Annotated in this window: 20 protein-coding genes; 11 read left to right on the top strand and 9 right to left on the bottom strand. The window is 68.2% G+C overall.

Translation table 11 applies throughout. From position 1 onward, the window contains the following. Positions 1 to 55: 55 nt before the first annotated feature. The 4 genes from hemA to ppk2 are packed head-to-tail and all read left to right on the top strand — an operon-like array spanning position 56 to position 4940. Positions 56 to 1339 (top strand): glutamyl-tRNA reductase, encoded by a 1284-nt coding sequence (hemA, locus tag D5301_RS17020; RefSeq protein WP_110711128.1) that lies wholly within the window; start codon positions 56 to 58, stop codon positions 1337 to 1339. Further along, the gene (gene prfA / locus D5301_RS17015) at positions 1317 to 2399 is read left to right on the top strand and encodes a peptide chain release factor 1 (protein ID WP_010481754.1); all 1083 of its coding nucleotides are present in this window, start codon (positions 1317 to 1319) and stop codon (positions 2397 to 2399) included. Before hemA ends, prfA begins: the two co-directional genes overlap by 23 nt. Positions 2400 to 2404: 5 nt before the next feature. After that, complete coding sequence (locus D5301_RS17010; protein WP_153856344.1) at positions 2405 to 4111, top strand: tetratricopeptide repeat protein; 1707 nt, start codon at positions 2405 to 2407, stop codon at positions 4109 to 4111. Positions 4112 to 4157: 46 nt separating this feature from the next. After that, entirely contained in the window at positions 4158 to 4940 is a 783-nt protein-coding gene (ppk2, locus tag D5301_RS17005) for a polyphosphate kinase 2 (RefSeq protein ID WP_005408184.1), read from the top strand. A gap of 654 nt (positions 4941 to 5594) precedes the next feature. Here the strand turns inward: ppk2 and D5301_RS17000 are convergent. After that, positions 5595 to 6167: a TlpA disulfide reductase family protein gene (locus D5301_RS17000; RefSeq protein WP_153856343.1), complete on the bottom strand. Its 573-nt coding sequence runs from the start codon at positions 6165 to 6167 to the stop codon at positions 5595 to 5597. Beyond that, a complete protein-coding gene (locus D5301_RS16995) occupies positions 6164 to 7438 on the bottom strand; it encodes a YihY family inner membrane protein (RefSeq protein WP_153856342.1) in 1275 nt (424 codons plus the stop codon). The genes D5301_RS17000 and D5301_RS16995 overlap by 4 nt, the downstream gene beginning before the upstream one ends. 77 nt (positions 7439 to 7515) lie before the next feature. Here D5301_RS16995 and wrbA point away from each other — a divergent pair, with 77 nt between their 5' ends. From wrbA to D5301_RS16980, 3 genes are all read left to right on the top strand, one after another. After that, positions 7516 to 8109 (top strand): NAD(P)H:quinone oxidoreductase, encoded by a 594-nt coding sequence (gene wrbA, locus D5301_RS16990; protein WP_110711120.1) that lies wholly within the window; start codon positions 7516 to 7518, stop codon positions 8107 to 8109. Next, on the top strand, positions 8106 to 8441 hold the full coding sequence (locus D5301_RS16985; RefSeq protein ID WP_032130425.1) for a DUF2069 domain-containing protein: 336 nt from the start codon (positions 8106 to 8108) through the stop codon (positions 8439 to 8441). The genes wrbA and D5301_RS16985 overlap by 4 nt, the downstream gene beginning before the upstream one ends. Before the next feature lie 79 nt (positions 8442 to 8520). After that, positions 8521 to 9006 (top strand): asparaginase domain-containing protein, encoded by a 486-nt coding sequence (locus tag D5301_RS16980; RefSeq protein ID WP_010481766.1) that lies wholly within the window; start codon positions 8521 to 8523, stop codon positions 9004 to 9006. Between the two features lie 120 nt (positions 9007 to 9126). Here D5301_RS16980 and D5301_RS16975 read toward each other — a convergent pair whose 3' ends face one another. The 3 genes from D5301_RS16975 to sufT form a co-directional block, all read right to left on the bottom strand. Beyond that, positions 9127 to 10869 (bottom strand): S8 family peptidase, encoded by a 1743-nt coding sequence (locus D5301_RS16975; protein ID WP_153856341.1) that lies wholly within the window; start codon positions 10867 to 10869, stop codon positions 9127 to 9129. Positions 10870 to 11326: 457 nt separating this feature from the next. Continuing rightward, positions 11327 to 12421 carry a branched-chain amino acid aminotransferase gene (locus D5301_RS16970; protein ID WP_110711115.1) on the bottom strand — a complete coding sequence of 365 codons (1095 nt, stop codon included), beginning with the start codon at positions 12419 to 12421 and terminating at the stop codon, positions 11327 to 11329. Positions 12422 to 12480: 59 nt separating this feature from the next. After that, the gene (gene sufT / locus D5301_RS16965; protein ID WP_005415385.1) at positions 12481 to 13032 is read right to left on the bottom strand and encodes a putative Fe-S cluster assembly protein SufT; all 552 of its coding nucleotides are present in this window, start codon (positions 13030 to 13032) and stop codon (positions 12481 to 12483) included. Between the two features lie 122 nt (positions 13033 to 13154). On the opposite strand from sufT, the gene D5301_RS16960 reads away from it, so the two are divergent. Then, complete coding sequence (locus D5301_RS16960) at positions 13155 to 13574, top strand: hypothetical protein (protein WP_153856340.1); 420 nt, start codon at positions 13155 to 13157, stop codon at positions 13572 to 13574. 160 nt (positions 13575 to 13734) lie between these two features. Here D5301_RS16960 and D5301_RS16955 read toward each other — a convergent pair whose 3' ends face one another. Further along, positions 13735 to 15195, bottom strand: coding sequence for an NAD(P)(+) transhydrogenase (Re/Si-specific) subunit beta (locus D5301_RS16955; protein ID WP_153856339.1), 1461 nt, complete (start codon positions 15193 to 15195; stop codon positions 13735 to 13737). Continuing rightward, on the bottom strand, positions 15192 to 15512 hold the full coding sequence (locus D5301_RS16950; protein WP_005408173.1) for an NAD(P) transhydrogenase subunit alpha: 321 nt from the start codon (positions 15510 to 15512) through the stop codon (positions 15192 to 15194). The genes D5301_RS16955 and D5301_RS16950 overlap by 4 nt, the downstream gene beginning before the upstream one ends. A 97-nt stretch (positions 15513 to 15609) precedes the next feature. Between D5301_RS16950 and D5301_RS16945 the strand changes: the two genes are divergently transcribed. The 3 genes from D5301_RS16945 to D5301_RS16935 are packed head-to-tail and all read left to right on the top strand — an operon-like array spanning position 15610 to position 16982. Then, positions 15610 to 16194 carry an RNA polymerase sigma factor gene (locus tag D5301_RS16945; RefSeq protein WP_110711111.1) on the top strand — a complete coding sequence of 195 codons (585 nt, stop codon included), beginning with the start codon at positions 15610 to 15612 and terminating at the stop codon, positions 16192 to 16194. After that, the gene (locus D5301_RS16940; protein ID WP_110711110.1) at positions 16191 to 16517 is read left to right on the top strand and encodes a hypothetical protein; all 327 of its coding nucleotides are present in this window, start codon (positions 16191 to 16193) and stop codon (positions 16515 to 16517) included. Before D5301_RS16945 ends, D5301_RS16940 begins: the two co-directional genes overlap by 4 nt. A gap of 3 nt (positions 16518 to 16520) precedes the next feature. Beyond that, entirely contained in the window at positions 16521 to 16982 is a 462-nt protein-coding gene (locus D5301_RS16935) for a DUF3106 domain-containing protein (RefSeq protein WP_110711109.1), read from the top strand. A 119-nt stretch (positions 16983 to 17101) separates the two neighbouring features. On the opposite strand, the gene D5301_RS16930 is transcribed toward D5301_RS16935, so the two are convergent. Both D5301_RS16930 and D5301_RS16925 read right to left on the bottom strand, forming a co-directional pair. After that, positions 17102 to 18181: an NAD(P) transhydrogenase subunit alpha gene (locus tag D5301_RS16930; RefSeq protein ID WP_110711108.1), complete on the bottom strand. Its 1080-nt coding sequence runs from the start codon at positions 18179 to 18181 to the stop codon at positions 17102 to 17104. A 52-nt stretch (positions 18182 to 18233) separates the two neighbouring features. After that, the gene (locus D5301_RS16925) at positions 18234 to 20555 is read right to left on the bottom strand and encodes a DUF1631 domain-containing protein (protein WP_110711107.1); all 2322 of its coding nucleotides are present in this window, start codon (positions 20553 to 20555) and stop codon (positions 18234 to 18236) included. Between the last annotated feature and the right edge of the window lie 83 nt (positions 20556 to 20638).

Below are 20638 nucleotides of genomic sequence, written 5' to 3'. Positions count from 1 at the left end.
TCGGGGCCTTAAAATGTCGTCCAATGGCCAGCAGCTTATCGCAAGCAACTGAACAATGACCCTGTGGGTGCTCGGACTGAATCACCAGACCGCACCGGTGGAGCTGCGCGAACGCGCGGCCTTCGCCGGTGAGGCGTTGCCGCGCGCGCTCGGTTCGCTGCGCGATACCCCGCAGATCGCCGAGGCGGTGCTGCTGTCCACCTGCAACCGCACCGAACTGTACGCCGTGGCCGAATCGGCGCAGGCGCTGGACCAATGGCTGCGCAGCCAGGCCGGCGACCTGCAGGGCTACCTGTACCAGCATGCCGATGCCGAGGCCGTGCGCCACCTGTTCCGGGTCGCCACCGGGCTGGACTCGATGGTGCTGGGTGAACCGCAGATCCTCGGCCAGGTGAAGGATGCCTGGTCGACCGCGCGTGACCATGGCCTGCTCGGCCAGCGCCTGGACCGGTTGTTCCAGCAGACCTTCTCGGTGGCCAAGCGTGCGCGCACCGATACCCAGGTCGGCGCCAACCCGGTGTCGGTAGCCTCGGCTGCGGTGCGCCTGGCGCAGAACGCGTTCGCGCGCCTGGACGATTCCACCGTGCTGCTGGTCGGTGCCGGCGAGACCATCGAGCTGGCTGCACGTCACCTGAGTGAAGGCAAGGTGCGCCGGCTGCTGATCGCCAACCGCACCCTCGCCCACGCCCAGGAGCTGGCCAGCCGCCACGGCGGCGTGGCGCTGCCGCTGACCGAACTGGACCGCCACCTGGGCGAGGCCGACGTAGTGTTCTCGGCCACCGCCGCGCGCGAACCGGTGATCCACCGCGAGATGGTGGCCAAGGCCCTGCGCGCGCGCCGGCACAAGCCGATGCTGCTGTTCGACCTGGCCGTGCCACGCGACATCGAGGCCGAGGTCGGCACGCTCAACGACGCCTTCCTCTACACCGTGGACGATCTCGAGCGCGCGGTGGAAGACAACCGCCGTGGTCGCCGCGAAGCGGCCGCCGAGGCCGAAGCGATCATCGACCTTCAGGTGTCGCGCTTCGTCGAGACCCAGCAGGCCAGTGCCCACCAGGCGCCGCTGCGACAGCTGCGCGCGTTCGGCGAAGCCACCCGCACCGAACTGCTGGAGCGCGCGCGACAGCAGCTGGCCAACGGCAAGCCGGCCGACGAAGTGCTGGAACTGCTGGCCCACGGCCTGACCAATCGACTCCTGCACCCGCCCACTGCTGCGCTGCGCGCGGCCGCGCTGAGTGGCGATGCTGACCTGACCCGCGCCGCCGAGCGCCTGTTCCCGGCCACGCCGGGTTACCGCCACCCACCCGTGAGACCCGATGACGCCGACCCTGCGCCGTAAGCTGGAAGCGCTGGCCGAGCGCCGCGAAGAACTGGAACGCCTGCTCGCCGAACCCGATGTGGTCGCCGACAACACCCGTTTCCGCGACCTTTCGCGCGAATTCGCCCAACTTGAACCGATCGCCATCGCCCTGGCCGATGAAGCCCGTGCCAAGGCCGATCTGGCCGCCGCCGAAGGCATGCGCGCCGACCCCGACCTGCGCGAGCTGGCCGATGAGGAAATCGCTGCTGCACAGGCGCGCCTGCAGGAACTGGAGCAGGAGCTGGCGCTGCTGCTGGTGCCACGCGACCCGCGTGACGAAGGCAACCTGTTCCTGGAAGTGCGCGCGGGTACCGGCGGCGACGAGGCCGCGATCTTTGCCGGCGACCTGTTCCGCATGTACGCCCGCTACGCCGAGCGCCAGGGCTGGAAGGTCGAGATCGAATCGGACAGCCCGGGCGAGCATGGCGGCTACAAGGAAGTGGTGGCGCGCGTGGTCGGGCGTGGCGCGTTCTCGCGCCTGAAGTTCGAATCGGGTACGCATCGCGTGCAGCGCGTGCCGGCCACCGAATCGCAGGGCCGCATCCATACCTCGGCAGCCACCGTGGCGATCATTCCCGAGGCCGATGAGGTCGATGACATCGTCATCAACCCGGCCGACCTGAAGGTGGATACGTTCCGCTCATCCGGCGCCGGTGGCCAGCACGTCAACAAGACCGAATCGGCGATCCGCATCACCCATGTGCCGACCGGCGTGGTGGTGGAGTGCCAGACCGAGCGCAGCCAGCACGCCAACCGCGACAAGGCGATGAAGCGCCTGAAAGCGCAGCTGCTCGATGCCGAGCGCCAGCGCCAGGACGCGGCGCAGGCCGAATCGCGGCGCCTGCAGGTGGGCAGTGGCGACCGCAGCCAGCGCATCCGCACCTACAACTTCCCGCAGGGCCGGATCACCGACCACCGCGTGGAAGGCCTGACCCTGTACGACCTGCCCAACGTGCTGGCCGGCGACCTCGACCCGCTGCTGCAGCGGCTCAGCCACGAGCACCAGGTCGACGCCCTGGCCCAGTTGTCGGCGGGCTGAGTCGCATGTCGGCCTGGCAGCAGCGGCAGCAACTGCAACAAGCGATCGCACGCCAGCCCGGCGATTTCGTCGCCTTGGTGATGCTGGCCGACCTGGAGCTGGAAGCCGGCGACATCGCCGCCGGCGAGCAGGCCGCGCGCCGTGCGCTGCAGCTGCGCCCGAACCACCCTGAAGCGCTGGCACGGTTGGGTCGCGTGGCCTGGATGGCCGGCGCGCATGCCGATGCGGCGAAGCTGCTCGACCAGGCCTCGGCCTTGGCCCCACAGCACCCGGGCATTGCGCTGTGGCTGGGCCATGCGCTGGAAGATGCCGATGATGCCGAAGGCGCAGCAGCGGCTTATCGCCGCGCACATGCGCTGATGCCGGGCGAGCCCTATATCGCCGCCCAGCGCCTGGCCTGGCAGCGTCGCCTGTGCGACTGGCAGGACGTGGACGCGCTGGCGGCACAGGTACGTGGTGCACTTGCCTCTGGGCAGGGCGTGGTCGAACCGTTCGCGTTCCTCAGCGAAGATGCCAGCGCAGCCGAGCAGTTGGCCTGCGCACGCGCCCGTGCATCCGCCGTTGCCGCTTCAGTGCGGCCGTTGCCGCCAGTGAAGGTGCGTTCCCAGGGCCCGCTGCGGATCGGCTTCCTTTCCAATGGTTTCGGCGCCCATCCCACCGGGCTGCTGACCGTGGCCCTGTTCGAGCAGCTGCGTCATGACCCGGCATTGCAGCTGCATCTGTTCGCGCTGAACCAGGATGACGGCAGCCGCATCCGCCAGCGCCTGCAGGTGGCCACGCAGCTGCATGATGTGGCCGCGCTGCGCCATGCAGACACTGCTGCACGCATCCGCGCACAGGGCATCGACCTGCTGTTCGACCTGCGCGGCTGGGGCGGCGGCGGTACGCCGGAAGTGCTGGCGATGCGCCCTGCCCCGCTGCAGCTGAACTGGCTGGCGTATCCCGGCACGTCCGGCGCCCCGTGGCTGGATGCAGTGATCGGCGACAGCTTCGTTCTGCCGCCATCACTGGAACCCCACTACAGCGAGCGCGTACTGCGCCTGCCATGTGCGTTCCAGCCCTCGGACAACACCCGCATGCTGGAGCCGGCACCGTCCCGCGCGGAGTGCGGGCTGCCCGAACAGGGCGTGGTGTTCTGCTGCTTCAACAACAGCTACAAGCTCAACCCGCGCAGCATGGGCCGCGCCTTCGCGGTGCTGCAGGCCGTGCCCGGCAGCGTGCTGTGGCTGCTGTCCGGCCCCGGCCAGGCCGACGCCCGCCTGCGCAGCGCCGCACAGGCCGCTGGCCTGGATCCGGCACGCCTGGTGTTCATGGCCAAGCTGCCACATCCGCAGTACCTGGCCCGCTATCCGCTGGCCGACCTGTTCCTCGACACGCATCCGTACAACGCACACACCACCGCCTCCGACGCGCTGTGGGCCGGCTGCCCGGTGCTGACCTGCCCCGGCGACACCTTCGCCGCGCGCGTGGCCGGCAGCCTCAACCACCATCTGGGGCTGGTACGGATGAATGTCGCCGACGATGCGGCATTCATCGCCACCGCCAGTACGCTGGGCAATGACCCGGCGGCGCTGGCCACGCTGCGCGCCGAAGTGGCCCAGGCACGCGACCACAGTGGGCTGTTCGACATGGCCGGCTTCGCCCGCGACCTGTCGGCGTTGCTGCAACGGCTGGCTGGCGAACAGGGCTGGAAGGGCGTCGACAACACCTGAGCGATCCCTGCGTTACGCTCGGGCTTCCTCCCCGCGTGGTGTGATGATGGCCAAGCTCAAGCGCAAGGACTACGACGAACTGCTGCTGCCGCTGCAGCTGGAACTGACCGCGATGGCGCGCTGGGTGCAGCACAGCGGGCAGCGCCTGCTGGTGCTGTTCGAAGGCCGTGATACCGCAGGCAAAGGCGGCGCGATCCAGGCCATCAGCCAGCACCTCAACCCGCGCCAGTGCCGGGTGGTGGCGCTGCCCAAGCCGACCGACCGCGAAGCCACGCAGTGGTACTTCCAACGCTATGCCTCGCATCTTCCCGCTGCCGGCGAGATCGTGCTGATGGACCGCAGCTGGTACAACCGCGCCGGCGTCGAGCGGGTGATGGGCTACTGCAGCGAGACCGAGTACCAGCAGTTCCTGCGCCAGGCACCGGTGTTCGAACAGCTGCTGGTCGACGACGGCATCCTGCTGTTCAAGTACTGGCTGTGCGTGGACCAGGAGCAGCAGGAGAAGCGCTTCGCCGAGCGCCATCTCGATCCGCTGAAGGGCTGGAAGCTCTCCCCGGTGGACCTGAAATCCCGCAGCAAGTACAGCGCCTACACCGAGGCCCGCGAGGCGATGCTGCGCGCGACGCATCGCGAGGCGGCACCGTGGACGCTGGTGGATTTCAACGACCAGCGGTTGGGTCGGCTGACGCTGGTGCGCAACCTGCTGGACCGGTTGCCGGACACGCGGGTGGATGCACCGCTGCCGGAGCTGCCGAAGCTGAAGGGCAAGCTGCATCGCGAGCACTACGATGTGCTGAAGCCGATCGAGGACTTCCCGGTCGAGGATTAGGGTGGGTCGGCAGGGCCTGCGGCCCTGCACCTGCAGAGGCAACGACAACAGCCGGCTCTGGGAGTTTTGCTTGTTGGCTGGGGTGGTGTGGGTTGGCAGGACACGCCGTAAACCCATCCATGGGGGCTCGATGGCGCCATCCATGGCGCCAACGGTCCTGCCAACCCACACCGCCCCATCCCCGACGGATTTCCGGTGACGGAGGTAGATCCACGCCATGCGTGGATGAATCTCCATTGAAATCGATTATTTCGACAATTGAACGAAGAGCATCCACGCATGGCGTGGATCTACGTGTCGACCAAGGTCGACACCCACCAAGAGCAGGCCATGCATTCCGACAGATCGCGGAGAACTGTCGAAGGCAGGGTGGGTCCGGTGGCGGGGGCGTGAGCCGCATGGATGCGGCGACCGAGCTTACATGGGTGAGGGCGCTTTGCTTGCGAAGCACTGCTTCGCAAGCGCCCGAACGCACAGCCGCCTGCGGCTGGGCCGGGCCCCGGAGGGGGACTTGCAGCGGCCCCCGCAACCGGCCCCACCCCGCCTACCCACAGGAAACCCCGCTTGGGCTGTTGCTTTTGCTGTTGCTGGGGTTGCCGGCCAGCGGCCGGCACTACCGCGGGTGCAGGGCCGCAGGCCCTGCCGACCAACCCACTACTTGGCCGCAGCGATCTGCTTTTCGATGTCGGCGGCGGTCACCGGGCCGAGGAAGGTGTGGGCCAGCTTGCCCTGCGGATCCAGCAGATGCGTCAACGGCAGGCCTCGCGGCGTGGCGAAGTCCGCCGGCGGATCGAACGGGTCCACGATCACGATCGGATAGGTCACCGGGTGCTTGGTCAGGAACGACTGCATCTCCGGCACCTCGATGTCTTCATAGGCCAGGCCGACCACTTCGATGTTGCTGCGCATCGCATGCAGCGCCGACAGCTCCGGCATCTCCTTGCGGCACGGTGCGCACCAGGTCGCCCAGAAATTCACGATCACCCACTTGCCGCGGTGCGCGGCCAGGTCGTAGTCGCTGCCATCCACTGCTTTCATCTTCAGTGTCGGGAACTCAGCGGTGGTGCGCTCGGCCGGGGTTTCCTCGACCGGCGCCGGAGCGGTCGGCGTCGGTGCCTGTACCGGCGGCTGACTGCTGGCCGGGGTCGGCTCCTGCGCCGGCTTGCAGGCCGACAGCGCCAGCAGCAGGGCCAGCGGAAGCAGCAGCAACGGGGTCTTGCGGGTCATGGCATGTCTCCGGAATCGGTGTAGATATCGCTGACCTTGCGCTTCAGGCGTTCACGCAGGGGCAGTCGCAGATCGTCCAGCGCCGCCAGTGCGGCGCGGCCCAGGCTGTCGTCGCGGTACGGCAGGTGCTGTTCGGCCACCGGAATGCGCAGTTGGGTGCATTCGTACAGATCAGCCAGGCTGACCTGGTCCAGGTCGCGCGACAGCAGCCACTCTCCGCGCTCGTCACGGCGCAGCAGGCCAATCTCCTGCAGGTTGCAGGTCAGGTCATGCAGCAGGGAGTCAGTCAGCATCGGCTCCAGCCGCAGGATTTCATCCTCGGCCAGGCCTCTGCCCTTGGCACGTGCATGGTGGAAGCGACCGAGCAGTCGTAGCAGGCCGTAGAACTCGTAGCCCTGCGGCAGGCGCAGTTCCACCGGCTGGTAGCGGAAGGCGGCCATCGACGAGGACAGCGACGCGCCCAGCAGCACCGCTACCCAGCACAGGTAGATCCACAGCAGCAGGATCGGCACGAAAGCCACCGTGCCATAGAGCTTCTGGTAGGACTGGAAGCTGCCCAGATAGGCGCCGATGCCCCACTTCACCAGCTCCAGGATCACCGCGGCCAGGATCGCGCCGGGCACTGCGTGCCGCCATTTCACCGTGTGATGCGGCACCACCCGGAACATCAGCGTGATGCAGACGAACTCGATCAGGATCGGCGTCACCCGCAGCGCAAGCTCGGCCAGCCAGCGGCCCTCCTGGGTGCCGAACAGCGGCATCGCGAACACCCGCGCCGACACCGCCAGTGAGGCGGCGGCGAGCATCGCTCCCAGTGTCAGCACGGTCCAGTAGACCAGGAAGCGGGTCAGCTTGGGCCGGGTCGAGCCGACCCGCCAGATCTGGTTGAAGGTCTCTTCAACGCTGTTGAGGGTGATCAGCAACGAGACCACCAGTGCAATGAAGCCGGCCGCGGTGAGCTGGCCGGCACTGGCCGAGAACTGCCGCAGGTAGCCTTCGGCCGCGCGCGCCGCATTGGGCACGAAGTTGGAGAAGACGTAATCGCTGAGCTGGTCGCTCCAGCGGTCGAAGACGGGGAAGGCCGAGAGCACGCCGAACACCACGATCGCCAGCGGCACCAGCGCGAACACGGTGGTGTAGGCCAGCGCCGCCGCCGCCTGGAACAGGCGGTCGTCGAGGAAGCGATGCCACAGGAAGCGGCCGAAACTGATGGCCCGTGCGCGATCCCGCGCGCGCTCCATCCACAGGTTGAGCGTATCCAAAGGTTCCATCGGTGGAAGGGTACCCGATGCGGAATGCTGGCAGGATAGCCATACTGGCGACCACACGACGAGGAGAAGCGGGCACGATGGGCGAGATTCTGGTGCTGTACTACAGCCGGGGCGGTTCGGTGGCACGGCTGGCGCGCCAGATCGCGCGGGGCATCGGCGAAGTGCCGGGCATGAGCGCGCGCCTGCGCACGGTGCCGCCGGTGGCCGCCGTGACCCAGACCGCACACCCCCCGGTCCCCGACGATGGCGCCCCCTACGTGAGCGTGCAGGACCTGGTGGAATGCCAGGGCCTGCTGCTTGGCAGCCCCACCCGCTTCGGCAACATGGCCGCGCCGGTCAAGCATTTCCTGGACGGGCTCGGCGCCGAATGGGTCAACGGCACCCTGTCCGGCAAACCGGCTGGCGTGTTCACCTCCACCGCCTCGATGCATGGCGGCCAGGAATCGACCCTGCTGTCGATGCAGGTGCCGCTGCTGCACCACGGCTGCGTGATCGTCGGCATCCCGTTCACCGAACCGGCGCTGAGCCACACCACCAGTGGCGGCACGCCGTATGGCGCCAGCCATGTGGCCGGCGCCGCCGACGACCCGCAGCCGACCGACGACGAGGCCGTGCTGGCCCGTGCACTGGGCCGCCGGGTGGCCGACATCGCACAGCGGTTGGCCCGATGAGCGCCGCGCCGCGCACTGTCCTGCTGCTGGCCCTGATGGGGCTGGCCGCGCTGTTCGCCGGTTGGTTCATCAATGACAAGCACTGGCTGGCCACCCAGCTGGTGTTCACCGCGCCGCCGCTGGCGTTGGCCGTTGCCCTGCGACTGGGCTGGCGCAAGGCCGGTTTCTGGGCCTCGGTGCTGGCCCTGGGCTGGTTCAGCCACGGGGTGATGAGTGCCTGGAGCCACCCGGAAACACGCTGGCTGGCGCTGATCGAGATCGCGCTGGCCCTGCTGGTGATCTTCAGCGCCAGCCTCCCCGGGCTGCGCGCCCGCTTCGGCAAGCGACGCTGACGCTGCGGCCGCCGGGCCGTATCATCTGTGTTCCTGGCCCCGCGCCGCTGTACCTGTCCTGGTTTCGCGCATGCACATGATGGAAGAGCTCCTGGTCGTCACCACCGGTGGCACGATCGACAAGATCTACTTCGACGACAAGTCGGACTACCAGATCGGCGACCCCCAGATCGGCATGATCCTGCGCGAGCTGGGCGTGACGTTCCGCTTCAACGTGATTCCGATCCTGCGCAAGGATTCGCTGCACATCAACGATGAGGACCGCGAACTGATCCGCGCCACCATCGCCGCACAGCCGACCCGCCACGTGCTGGTGACCCACGGCACCGATTCGATGGTGCAGACCGGCAAGGTGCTGGCGACGATCCCGGACAAGACCATCGTGATGACCGGCGCGCTGAGCCCGGCGCGTTTCCGCGGCTCGGATGCGGAGTTCAACATCGGCTGCGCGATCGGTGCGGTGCAGTCGCTGCCGAGCGGCGTGTACATCGCGATGAACGGGCGGATTTTCGACCCGCAGCACGTGCGCAAGAACGTGGCCGCGAACCGCTTCGAATCGGTCTGAGGAACAGCGTGCCGACCAAGGTCGGCACCTACCACGACGCGGCGGCTCGCATCACCGCGCGTCCCCATGCAAAAACGCCCCGGCCGGAGCCGGGGCGTGCCCATGGAGAGGGGCTTGGGCTCAGTACTGGGCGTTGAGGGTCAGGCCCGAGAAGGTGCTGTAGGCCTTCACCCGCACATACCACGTGCCGGCAGCCGGACTGTTGATGGTGCAGGTCTCGCTGTTGCCGCTCAGGTACGGGCGGCAGGTGTAGGCGGTATCGGTCGGGGCACTGCCCTGGCGCACGTACAGGTCGGCATCACCGCTGCCGCCACTGATCGCCACGCGCAGCTGGGTGCTGCCGGCCGGAACCGCAACGGTGTAGTTCAGCTCGGCACCGGTCGCGGCGCCGAGGCCGGTCACCGGCACGTTGTTCTGCAGCACGTTGCCACCCGGGTTCGGATTGCCCCCCCCGTTGATCGCTGCAGCCACTGCGGCGTTGGCGTCGATGATGCCGGCGCCGCAGCCACCCGAGCAGGCACCCGGCAGCGGCCGTGCGGTGCTCTTGATGATGCTTTCAACCTGCGCCGGGCTCAGCGGGCTCGGGGCGACCGCCTGCATCAGCGCGACCACGCCGGCGACGTGCGGCGCCGCCATCGAGGTGCCGTTGTACGAAGCGTAGCTGGCACTGCCCGGGGTGGTGGTGCCGGTGTTGAGGGTGGACAGGATGCCCTGGCCCGGTGCCGAGATGTCGATACCGGCGCCGTAGTTGGAGAAGCTGGCGCGCGCACCGGCCGAGGTGGTTGCCGCCACTGCGATCACGTTCGGGCAGTTGGCCGGTACCGACGAGGACACGTTGGTGTTGCTGTTGCCAGCGGCGACCACCACGGTGGTACCACGGCCGACAGCGCCGTTGATCGCATTCTGGTAGGTCGTCGAGCAGCTGCCGCCACCACCCAGCGAAAGGTTGATGACCTCGGCCGGATTGGCATTGGCCGGCACGCCGCTGACGGTGCCACCGGACGCCCACACGATCGCGTCGGCAATGTCGGAGGTGTAACCGCCACACTTGCCGAGCACGCGCACCGGCACGACCTTGGCGTTGAATGCGGTACCGGCGACGCCGTTGGCGTTGTTGGTCACCGCCGCCACCGTGCCGGCGACGTGGGTGCCATGCCAGCTGGAATTGGAACCCGGATAACCGGGCTGGCACTCGTTGTCGCCGTACCAGTCGCCTTCATCGTTCGGATTGTTGTCGCGGCCACCGCCATCGCGCGCCATCGCGGCGTCGCTGATGAAGTCGTAGCCCGGCAGGATGTTGGCGTTGAGGTCGGGATGGTTGGTGATGCCGGTATCGATCACGGCCACCACCACGCCGGTGCCGGTGGACTTGTCCCAGGCCGGCCGGATGTTGATGCCGGCATTGGAGGTGCCGAAGCCCCATTGCTCGCTGAAGCGGGTGTCGTTCGGGGTCAGCGTGGCACGCATGATCTGGTCGACTTCAACGTATTCCACGTTCGGGTCGGCGGCCAGCTTGCGCATCAGCTGCTCGGATTCGGCCTGGTCGAGCGGACGATCGGTCTTGACCAGGGTCGGGCCGACGGCCAGCTTGCGGACCTGCTGCAGGCCCAGCGCGCGGCCCTGGCTGCTGGCCAGGCCGGCGGCGGCGCTCTTCAGCGAAGAGGCCAGTGCGGTGGTGTTGGCCACCGGCGCGCTGCCGTCGCGGTACTTCACGATGAAACGCTGGTGGGTCTGTGCGGACTGCAGGCCGCTGAGCTGGACATCACCGGCCAGCGCAGGCGTGGCCAGCAGCAGCGATGACAGAACGGACGCACCAAGGACCACCCACACTCGACGCACACGCGGTTGCGTTACCTGGGACATCGTATTTCCCTTTCTTGTGGTGTGAATGCCGGAATCGGCAGAAGCACCGGCCCGAACCCTGGGCTGGCTTGCGTTGGCGAGGTTCGAAGTCCGGCGAGCCAGCGGATCCCCCTAACGATCCGCCGTGCAGATGACGCTAATGACCAAAACCGGACACCACAAGATTTTCAGCGTCTTTTCAGCAAGATGAAATGTTCGTTCTGAGACTTTTCGGGTCGAGGGTTTGTGAAGGTGAAGGAACTTTCTCCTGCCCTGCACGCACCTGACTGGGTCATCACGTGTCCTGCGATGACTTTGCCGACATCGGCGTCCGCTGATCCGGGGTCAGATCCCTTTTCCGTGGGAAAAGGGATCTGACCCCAACCGTCTGACCAGAACGCAGAAAGCCCGTCACTGGGACGGGCTTTCCGGAAGAGCAGCCGAGCGCGGGCTCGGCTCTACAATCAGGCGCGGGCGATCAGCCCAGCTTGACCAGCCAGTTGTGGCGGTCCGGCAGGCGGCCGTACTGGATGTCGGTCAGTTCCTTGCGCAGCGACATGGTCACTTCGCCGGCCGGCGCGTTGATGTCGCCCACCGAGAAACCCTCGCCCTTCAGCTGGCCGATCGGGGTGACCACTGCAGCGGTGCCGCAGGCGAACACTTCGGTGATCTCGCCGGAGGCCACGCCCTGCTTCCACTCATCGATGCTGACCTTGCGCTCTTCGACCTTCATGCCGCGGTCGCGGGCCAGCTGCAGGATGCTCTCGCGGGTGATGCCTTCGAGGATGCTGCCCGACAGCTGCGGGGTAACCAGCGTGCCGTCCTTGTAGACCAGGAACACGTTCATGCCACCCAGTTCTTCCAGGTACTTGCCCTCGACCGGGTCGAGGAACAGCACCTGCGAGCAGCCCTGCGCCTGCGCCTTCTGCTGCGGCAGCAGCGACGCGGCGTAGTTGCCACCGCACTTGGCAGCGCCGGTGCCGCCCTTGGCCGCACGTGCGTACTCGGTCGACAGCCAGATCGACACCGGGGCGACGCCCTTGGCGAAGTACGGGCCGGCCGGGCTGGCGATGACGTAGTAGCCGGCCTTGTGCGCGCCACGCACGCCGAGGAAGGCTTCGTCGCCAATCATGAACGGACGGAAGTACAGGCTCGACTCATCGGCCGACGGCACCCAGGCGCTGTCGACGGCGATCAGCTGCTTCAGCGATTCGACGAAGATCTCCACCGGCAGTTCCGGCAGCGCCAGGCGCTGCGCCGAACGCTGCAGGCGACGGCCGTTGGCATCCGGGCGGAAGGTCCAGATCGAACCGTCGGCATGGCGGTAGGCCTTGATGCCCTCGAAGATTTCCTGGCCGTAGTGCAGCACGGCCGCGGCCGGGTCCAGCTGCAGCGGACCGTAGGCGCGCACGTTGGCGTTGTGCCAGCCGGTGTCCTTGTCCCAGCGCACTTCCACCATGTGGTCGGTGAAGTGCAGGCCGAAACCCGGCTTCTCCAGGATCTGGGCGCGCTCTTCAGCGCTGCGCGGGTGGTCCGAACGGGTGACGGCGAAGCTGGGAATGGACTGGGACACCGGAGATTTCCTGTTCTGGTTGCGGGTAGTGCCCGGCCCGCGTCACTGCGGGCCGTGGGTCAAAGCATGCCGGTCTCGAGCCGGGCCGCCTCGGACATCATGTGCTGGTTCCACGGCGGGTCGAACACCAGGTCGACGTCGGCCTCGGCCACCGTCGGGATCATTTCAAGCTTGCTGCGCACATCGTCGACCAGGATCTCGCCCATGCCGCAGCCCGGCGCGGTCAGGGTCATCTTCACGTCGATCTCGCGCTTGCCTTCGTCCAGGTGCTTGATCTCGACCTCGTAGACCAGGCCCAGTTCGACGATGTTCACCGGAATTTCCGGATCGAAGCAGGTCCGCAGTTGCTGCCACACCAGCTGCTCCACCTGTTCATCGGTGGCGTCGGCCGGCAGCTCGAGCGGTGCCGGTGCCTCCTTGCCGATGGCGTCGCCGTCCTTGCCGGCGATGCGGAACAGGTTGCCCTCGACGAACACCGAATAACTGCCACCCAGCGCCTGGGTGATGTACCCATAGCTGCCGGCGGGCAGGGTCACGGTGTCGCCCTGCGGGACCATCACGGCCTCGCAATCGCGTTCGAAGTGGACAGGTTCGCTGCTACGGGAATACATGGGGACCGATATGGGGCCGTGGCCAAGGCCACGCAAGACAGCATTCTAGCCCAGCCGCCCTGCCGCCGCCGGTGCACTGCGGCAAACCACAGTATCCTGTGGGTGATCTTCAGGGAGCTTCGATGTCCTCCAATGCCGCGCGTGCCAGGACCGTGACCTGGCTCTGGCCCATCATGCTGTTGCTGGGTCTGCTTGTTGCTCCCCTCGCCTGGATGATGCTGGCGCTGATGACCGGCCGGCAGGTCGGCTGGATGGCGGTACTGACCGCCCTGGAACTGGTGTTCATGCTGCGCATGGGCACGCTGGGCCCGGGCCTGCTGCGCATCGCCCTGGTCGTGCTGGGCACCGTGCTGGTGGCCGCCGTGGCCAACTGGACCATCGCCAGCGCCTGGATGGGCGGCTCGATCGGGCTGGACCTGTGGGACGCCACGATGCGGATGGGCCCGCACCTGGCCTGGACCCTGATCAGCCTCGCCAACGGCGCGATGGAATGGCTGTGGCTGGCCCTTGGCCTGGCCGTGGGCGCCTGGCTGGCGCGCTGAGCCCACCGGCAGGTAGTGCCGGCCGCGGGCCGGCAGAGGCGTGCGGATCAAGGTCCGCACCTGCCAGTGCAGCTACCATGCGTGGATGGGGGTAGTGCCGGCCGTTGGCCGGCAAAGGGGTCAGAGCCCTTTCCTGCGGAAAGGGATCCGACCCCGGGCCTCAATGCCCGCCGTCGAGCGCCTTCAGTTCGCTCACCAGCGATGCCGCCGCTTCGGCGCCATCGCCGTACAGCATGCGGGTGTTGTCGGCGTAGAACAGCGCATTCTCGATGCCCGCAAAGCCTGTGCCCTTGCCGCGCTTGATCACCACCACGTTGCGCGCGTTGACCACGTCCAGCACCGGCATGCCGTAGATCGGGCTGGCCGGGTCGGTGCGTGCCACCGGATTGACCACGTCGTTGGCCCCGATCACCAGCACCACATCGGTGTTGGCGAATTCCGGATTGATGTCGTCCATGTCGGCGATCAGGTCGTAAGGCACGCCAGCCTCGGCCAGCAGCACGTTCATGTGCCCGGGCATGCGCCCGGCCACCGGGTGAATGGCGAACTTCACCTTCACCCCGCGCTGGCCCAGCCGCTGCGCCAGCTCCCAGATCTTGTGCTGGGCCTGCGCCACCGCCATGCCATAGCCGGGCACGATCACCACGCGTTCGGCGTAGGCCATCATCGCGGCAACGTCGGAGGCTTCGATCGGCTTCTGCGCGCCAGTGATCGCCTGTGCCTCGCCGCCGGCGCCGCCGCCGAAGTTGGAGAACAGCACGTTGCGGATCGGCCGGTTCATCGCCTTGGCCATCAACCGGGTCAGCAGGATGCCCGCCGCGCCGACCATCATACCGGCGATGATCAGCGCCTCGTTGCCCAGCACGTAACCTTCGAACGACACCGCCAGGCCGGTGAACGCGTTGTACAGCGAGATCACCACCGGCATGTCGGCGCCACCGATCGGCAGCGTCATCAGCACGCCCAGTGCCAGCGCCAGCACGAAGAAGGCGACGATCGCCCAGGTGCTGAGCGTGCTGGCCGCGATGATCGCCAGCACCACCACCGCCAGTGCCACCACCAGGTTCATCACCTGCTGGCCGGGCCAGGTCACGCGCTTGTCCAGGCGGCCATCGAGCTTGGCCCAGGCGATCACCGAGCCGGACAGCGACACCGCACCGATCGCCGCGCCGACCACCGCCAGCAGCAGCACCGTGCCCGACGGCTGGCGCGCAGCCAGGTCGGCCAGCGCCTGTGCGCTCCAGTGGCTGGTATCACGGTTGGCGAGGAAGGCGTAGCGCAGCAGTTCCACCGCGCCGATCGCCGCCGCCGAGCCGCCGCCCATGCCGTTGTACAGCGCCACCATCTGCGGCATGTCGGTGATGGCGACCTTGCCCGCCGACCACCAGGCCAGGCCCGCGCCCAGCAGCAGTGCCACCAGGATCAGCGGCACGTTGTGCAGTTCGGGCAGGAAGAAGGTCGCCGCCGTGGCCAGCAGCATGCCCAGCCCGGCCCAGCGGATGCCACTGCGCGCGGTCAGCGGCGAGGCCATGCGCTGCAGGCCCAGCAGGAACAGCGTGGCGGCGACGAGGTAGCTGGCCTTGACCAGCCAATCGAGCAGTTCAACGGTGCTGATGTTCAAGCCTGCGGCTCCTTCGGCTCGTCCTTGCCACCCTTGGGCGCGCTCGGCTTGAACATTTCCAGCATGCGCGCGGTGACCACGTAGCCACCGGCGGCGTTGCCGGCACCGAGCACCACGGCGAGGAAGCCCAGGGCTTTCTCCAGCGGTGTCTGCGCGTGCCCCAGCACCACCATCGCGCCGATCAGCACGATGCCGTGGATGAAGTTGGAGCCCGACATCAGCGGGGTATGCAGGATCACCGGCACCCGCGAAATGATCACGTGGCCGGCGATGGCCGCCAGCATGAAGATGTACAGCGCCACGAACCCGTCACTCACTGGCAACGCTCCCGCTCTGTCTTCGTCGCCCCATCATAACCACGGGCTGAACCCGCGCGCACCCGGCGTCAACCGCGGCGGCGCTCACGCGTTGTCGATGGTGAGCCCGAGCGAGGAACCGTACCCTGTGCTGGTGAGCAGCCCCGTCCCCCCGAGCGCCGAGACCGATGCCCTGCCGGCGTCGCTGGAGGCGTTCCTGGCCAGCGTCGGCCCGCGTGCGTTCCGCTTCGCCGAGGCCGGCCTGCGGCAGCGCGAAGACGCCATGGATGCGGTGCAGGACGCGCTGCTGCGCATGCTGGACTACGCCGACAAGCCGGCTGCCGAATGGGCGCCGCTGTTCTGGAGCATCCTGCGCCGGCGGGTGATCGACCTGCAGCGCCGGCGCCGCTTCCGCCTGCCGTTCTGGCGCGACAACCAGGACGCTGAAGGCGGCGAGATCGACTGGGCCGACCCCGGCCCGGACCCGGCGCAGGCGCATGAACAGCGCCAGCAGTACCAGCAGCTGGTGGACGCGTTGCGCCGCCTGCCCGCCCGCCAGCGCGAGGCCTTCACCCTGCGCGTGCTGCAGGACCTGGACGGGGCGACCACCGCCCGCGCCATGGGCTGCAGCGAAGGCGCGGTAAAAACCCATCTGGCACGCGCCCGCCAAGCGCTGCAGGATTACCTGGAGAACCACCCGTGAACCGCTCCCTGCCTTCCGATGACACCTTGCGCAGCCTGCACGCGCAGTCGCTGCAGGCGCTGTCGCCGGCAACGCTGGCCCGGCTGCGCCAGGCTCGCCACGGCGCCACGGCTGTCCATCGCGGGCGCTGGCGCTGGTGGCTGGCCAGTGCCTGTTCGCTGGTGGTGGCATTGGGGGTCGGCCTGCAGTTCAGCGGCCACGGCACCCTGACGGGCCCGGCGCCGGCACCGGTGCTGGCCTCGGTGGAAGACAACAGCGCGCTGTACGACGAAAATCCCGATCTGTACCTGTGGCTGGGCGATACCGACCTGGCGATGGAGTGAACCATGTCCCGACTGCATACCCTGCCACTGTTGTTGACCCTGGCGCTGCTGCCGGCCGTTCCGGCGCTGGCGCAGAGCACCGCGCCCGGCCCGGCCGCCCGCGCCGCGCCGAGCGCGCCGCTGCCGGCGTGGGAACACCTGAGCGAAGCGCAGCGCGAATCCCTGCTGGCACCGCTGCGCGACCGCTGGAACAGTGCCGATGCCGGCCAGCGCCAGCGCATGCTGTCACACGGCCAGCGCTGGCAGTCGATGAGCCCGGAGGAGCGCGACAAGGCCCGCCGTGGCCTGCGCCGCTTCGAGCACATGAACCCGGAACAGCGCGAGCAGGCACGTGCCCTGTTCGGGCAGATGCGGGACATGCCGCCGGAACAGCGCGACGCCCTGCGCGAGCGCTGGTCGCAGATGACGCCGGAACAGCGCAGGGACTGGGTGCGCGACAACCCGCCGCCGGTGAAGCCGCGGTAACGCCGCGAGGAACGGGGTCAGAGCCCTTTGCTGACGCAAAGGGATCCGACCCCTGGCAGATTCCGGGGAAAGGGGTCAGATCCCTTAGCCTACGGCAAAGGGATCTGACCCCATGTCACTCACGCCTGCCAGCGCGTCTTCGCCAGCAGCTCGTCTTCCCAGTCGAAACCCAGCTGGCCCTCGCGCACGAACAAAGCGACGAAGTTGAGCAGGTTGCGCGCATACATCTCGCTGGCCTGGGTCGCGCCGCGGCTGGCCAGGCCCAGCGGGCCGTCGATGGTCACGCCCTGGTGCTCGATGCACTGCCCCGGCTGGGTCAATGCGCAGTTGCCGCCGCTCTCCGCCGCCAGGTCCACGATCACGCTGCCGGTGGCCATGCCGTCCACCATCGCGGCAGTCACGATGGTCGGCGCCGGGCGCCCCGGCACGGCGGCGGTACAGATCACCACATCCACGCTGCGCAGGTGATCGGCCAGCCGGCGCTGCTGCTCGGCACGTTCCTCATCGGTCAGTGCGCGCGCATAGCCGCCCTCGCCCGCCGCACTCACCCCGAGATCGAGGAAGCGTGCGCCCAGCGACTGGATCTGCTCACGGGTTTCCGGACGCACATCAAAGCCCTCCACCTGTGCGCCGAGACGACGTGCGGTGGCGATGGCCTGCAGGCCGGCCACGCCAGCACCGATCACCAGAACCTTGGCTGGACGTACGGTACCGGCCGCGGTGGTCAGCATCGGGAAGAAACGCGGCGCGCGCTCGGCCGCGATCAGCGCCGCCTTGTAGCCGGCCATGCCGGCCTGCGAACTGAGCACGTCCATCGCCTGCGCGCGCGTGGTGCGCGGCAGCTGCTGCAGTGGGAACAGGTGCAGGCGGTCGCCAGCGGCCAGTGCCGCAAGTGCCGGATCGCTGGCCGGGGTCAGCAGGCCGATCACGCTGGCAGCGGGCTTGAGCTGCTCCAGCACCGCCACCGGCGGTGCCTGCACGCACAGCAGGATATCGATCTCGGCCCAGCGACCTTCATCGAAAACGCGCGCACCGGCGTCGTCATAGGCAGCATCGGTAAATCCCGCCGCCAGACCGGCGCCGGCCTCATACCAGACGGTGATGCCCAAGGCACCGAGCTTGCGCGCGGTCTCCGGCGTCAGTGCCACGCGCCGTTCGCCCGGCGCGGTCTCCTTGATCCCCAGCAACGCCACGGCCATGCAGGTCCCCGCTGATCGGTGAGTTTTCCCGATCCTAGCAGGCAGTCACGGCTCAGTGCAGTGTTGCGCTGCCCGGGTCCAGCCGATCGATCACGCCCTGCATGGCACTGTCGAAGGCACCGTCATCCACGTGGGCACGCAGGCGGCCCAGCCGCACCATCACCGCCAGTTCTTCGGGCGAGGCCACGCAGAAGCGTACGCCACGGCGGTTGACGAACAGCAGGCGCGAGGAGATCGGGCTGACCCAGGACAGCTTGCCGGCCTGCACCTTGCCGTCCTTGTCGACGAAGTCCAGCCAGTTGCCGATTTCCATGCGGCGGAAGCGGTCGGCGTCGGCGTTGTCGAAGTCATCGGCATCGATCTGCCCGCTCAACTCCACCGCCGGCGATTCAGCGACTGGCGGTGCCGGCAGTGCGACCTGCGGCAGTTCCGGCAACGCGCGCTGCAGTTCCGGCCGCGATTCAGCAATGCCCTGCAGGGTGTCGTGCAGGGCGTCAATGGCGCCGGTAGCGGCATCACCGTGCACGCCGACACTGGCGAAGACCTTGCTCAGCACCGGCTGCCAGGCCTGCAGCCACGGCTTGCCGACGATCTGGCGGCGGGCCTCGGCCACTTCCTCAAGCAGACCGTCGCCCAGGCTCAGCGCTTCGGTCACCGACGCGCCCTCCTCGCCCTCGCGCAGCAGCGCCAGGGTCAGGTGGTGCTGCCACGGCTGGCGCAGGAACTCGGCGATGGCCGGCGGCAGGGTCGCGTCACCGATGCGGCGATCCAGTTCGGCGCCGGCACGGGTGCGGGCCATTTCCAGCTTTTCCTGGCCGCGCTGCGTTTCAGCGGCGCGACGCTCGGCGATTTCCACGCGGCGGCGATGCTGCACGAGGAATTCGCGGAACTCTTCTTCCAGGGTCAGGAAGATCGCCAGGTTCTCGTTGAACTCGGCCACCAGGCGTTCGATGATCTCCTCGACCTTGGCCATCAGCATGCGCTCGGCCTGGCTTTCGCCGGTATTGCCCTCGCAGGCTTCGGCCAGCGAGTTGAGCAGCTTGCGGGCCGGGTGGGTCTTCTGCACGAACATGCGGCGGTCGAGCATCGCGACCTTGACGAAGGGCACGACCAGGCGGCCGATCAGCTCGCGCGAGCGACCTTCCAGTTCGCGTTCGTCCAGCATCACGTCGAACAGCATGCCGACCAGATCGATCGCATCTTCGTCCTGCGGGTCCAGCCGGGTCTGGCCCGGATCGACGCCGAGGCGGGTGGCGCTGGACAGCACTTCGCTCTTCAGCCGCTGCGCCAGTGATTCGCCGTCCTCGCCGATCGCCGCACGCAGGGTCGCGCTGGGCGTGGCCTGCAGCAGCGACAGCACCGACATCATCTCGCGCTGGCTCAACGGGCGGTGCTGGCCAACCGCGACCTGCGCGGCCGAGGTGGCGTCTTCGCGGACATGACGGGTCTGCTGCAGCAGCTCATGCAGTGCTTCCAGCAGCATCCCCTGCTGGCCCGCATACGCCTCGCTGCTGCCACCGTCTTCGCCCGGCAGGTGCTGCTGCATGTGGCCACGACGCTCGGACCAGCGCGCGGCGAAGCGCTGCGCCCAGGCCGGTGCGGCCTGTTCCTCATCGCCGAATTCGCTGTCGAAGCCCGCGCTCTGGCGCTGCTCCACCAGATCGTCCAGGCCCGAGGCCATGCGCGGGTCGGGCGCAGCCGACAGCGGACGCTGCGGCGTCCCCATCTGCGACATCACCCCGGCCGCGGCCAGTTGTTCGTCGAGCTTCTCGTAAATACGGCCCACCGGCACACGCAGGTCACGCTCGCACAGCTTGATCAGCACCAGGTGCACTTCCGGGGCCAGTTCGCAGCCGGCAAAGGCTTCATGGATGGCAACACCCAGATGCTCGGGGCTGATCGGATTGCGGTCGGCATCCAGTTCAGCGCCGCCGATCAGCCGGCCCAGGCGACGGTCGAGGCGCGCCAGCACGGGCTTGAAGTCGCGCAGCAGCACGGTGGCGAAGTTGCGTACCGCCAGCCGCGATTCCAGCACGTGTTCCGCCAGCAGGCTCAGGCCGTCCTCGGCCGGACCGGACAGGGTCGCTTCGGCCGACAACGGTTCACCGCTGGCCAGCGCCTCCCAGGCCCGCTGCAGGTGGCCGGCGAAGGCGGCGGCGATGTCCTCGCGGCGGCGGCGCAGTTCGCGCATTGCATCCAGGAACAGCAGCTGCGACGAGCCAGCATTGCCGGCGCGGTCGAACAGGGCATCGTCGAAGCGCGCCAGTGCGGCCCCGAACGCCTGGCACAGCGCCGGCAGGACCATGTCCCGGGCACGCTGGAGCTGGGCCGGGTCACGCCCCGGCGATCCCATCGGTGTGGGCACGCTCATCATTCGGGAAGGCTCCCCACCTTCTCTGGTACGACAGACAGCATGGACATCGCGACGACCGGTACACCCCATGTACCGGTATGTCG

The organism is Stenotrophomonas sp. MH181796 (assembly GCF_009659995.1).
GTDB lineage: Bacteria > Pseudomonadota > Gammaproteobacteria > Xanthomonadales > Xanthomonadaceae > Stenotrophomonas > Stenotrophomonas riyadhensis.
Note: the sequence above shows the minus strand (reverse complement) of the source record. Positions and strands in the feature narration are given on the sequence as shown.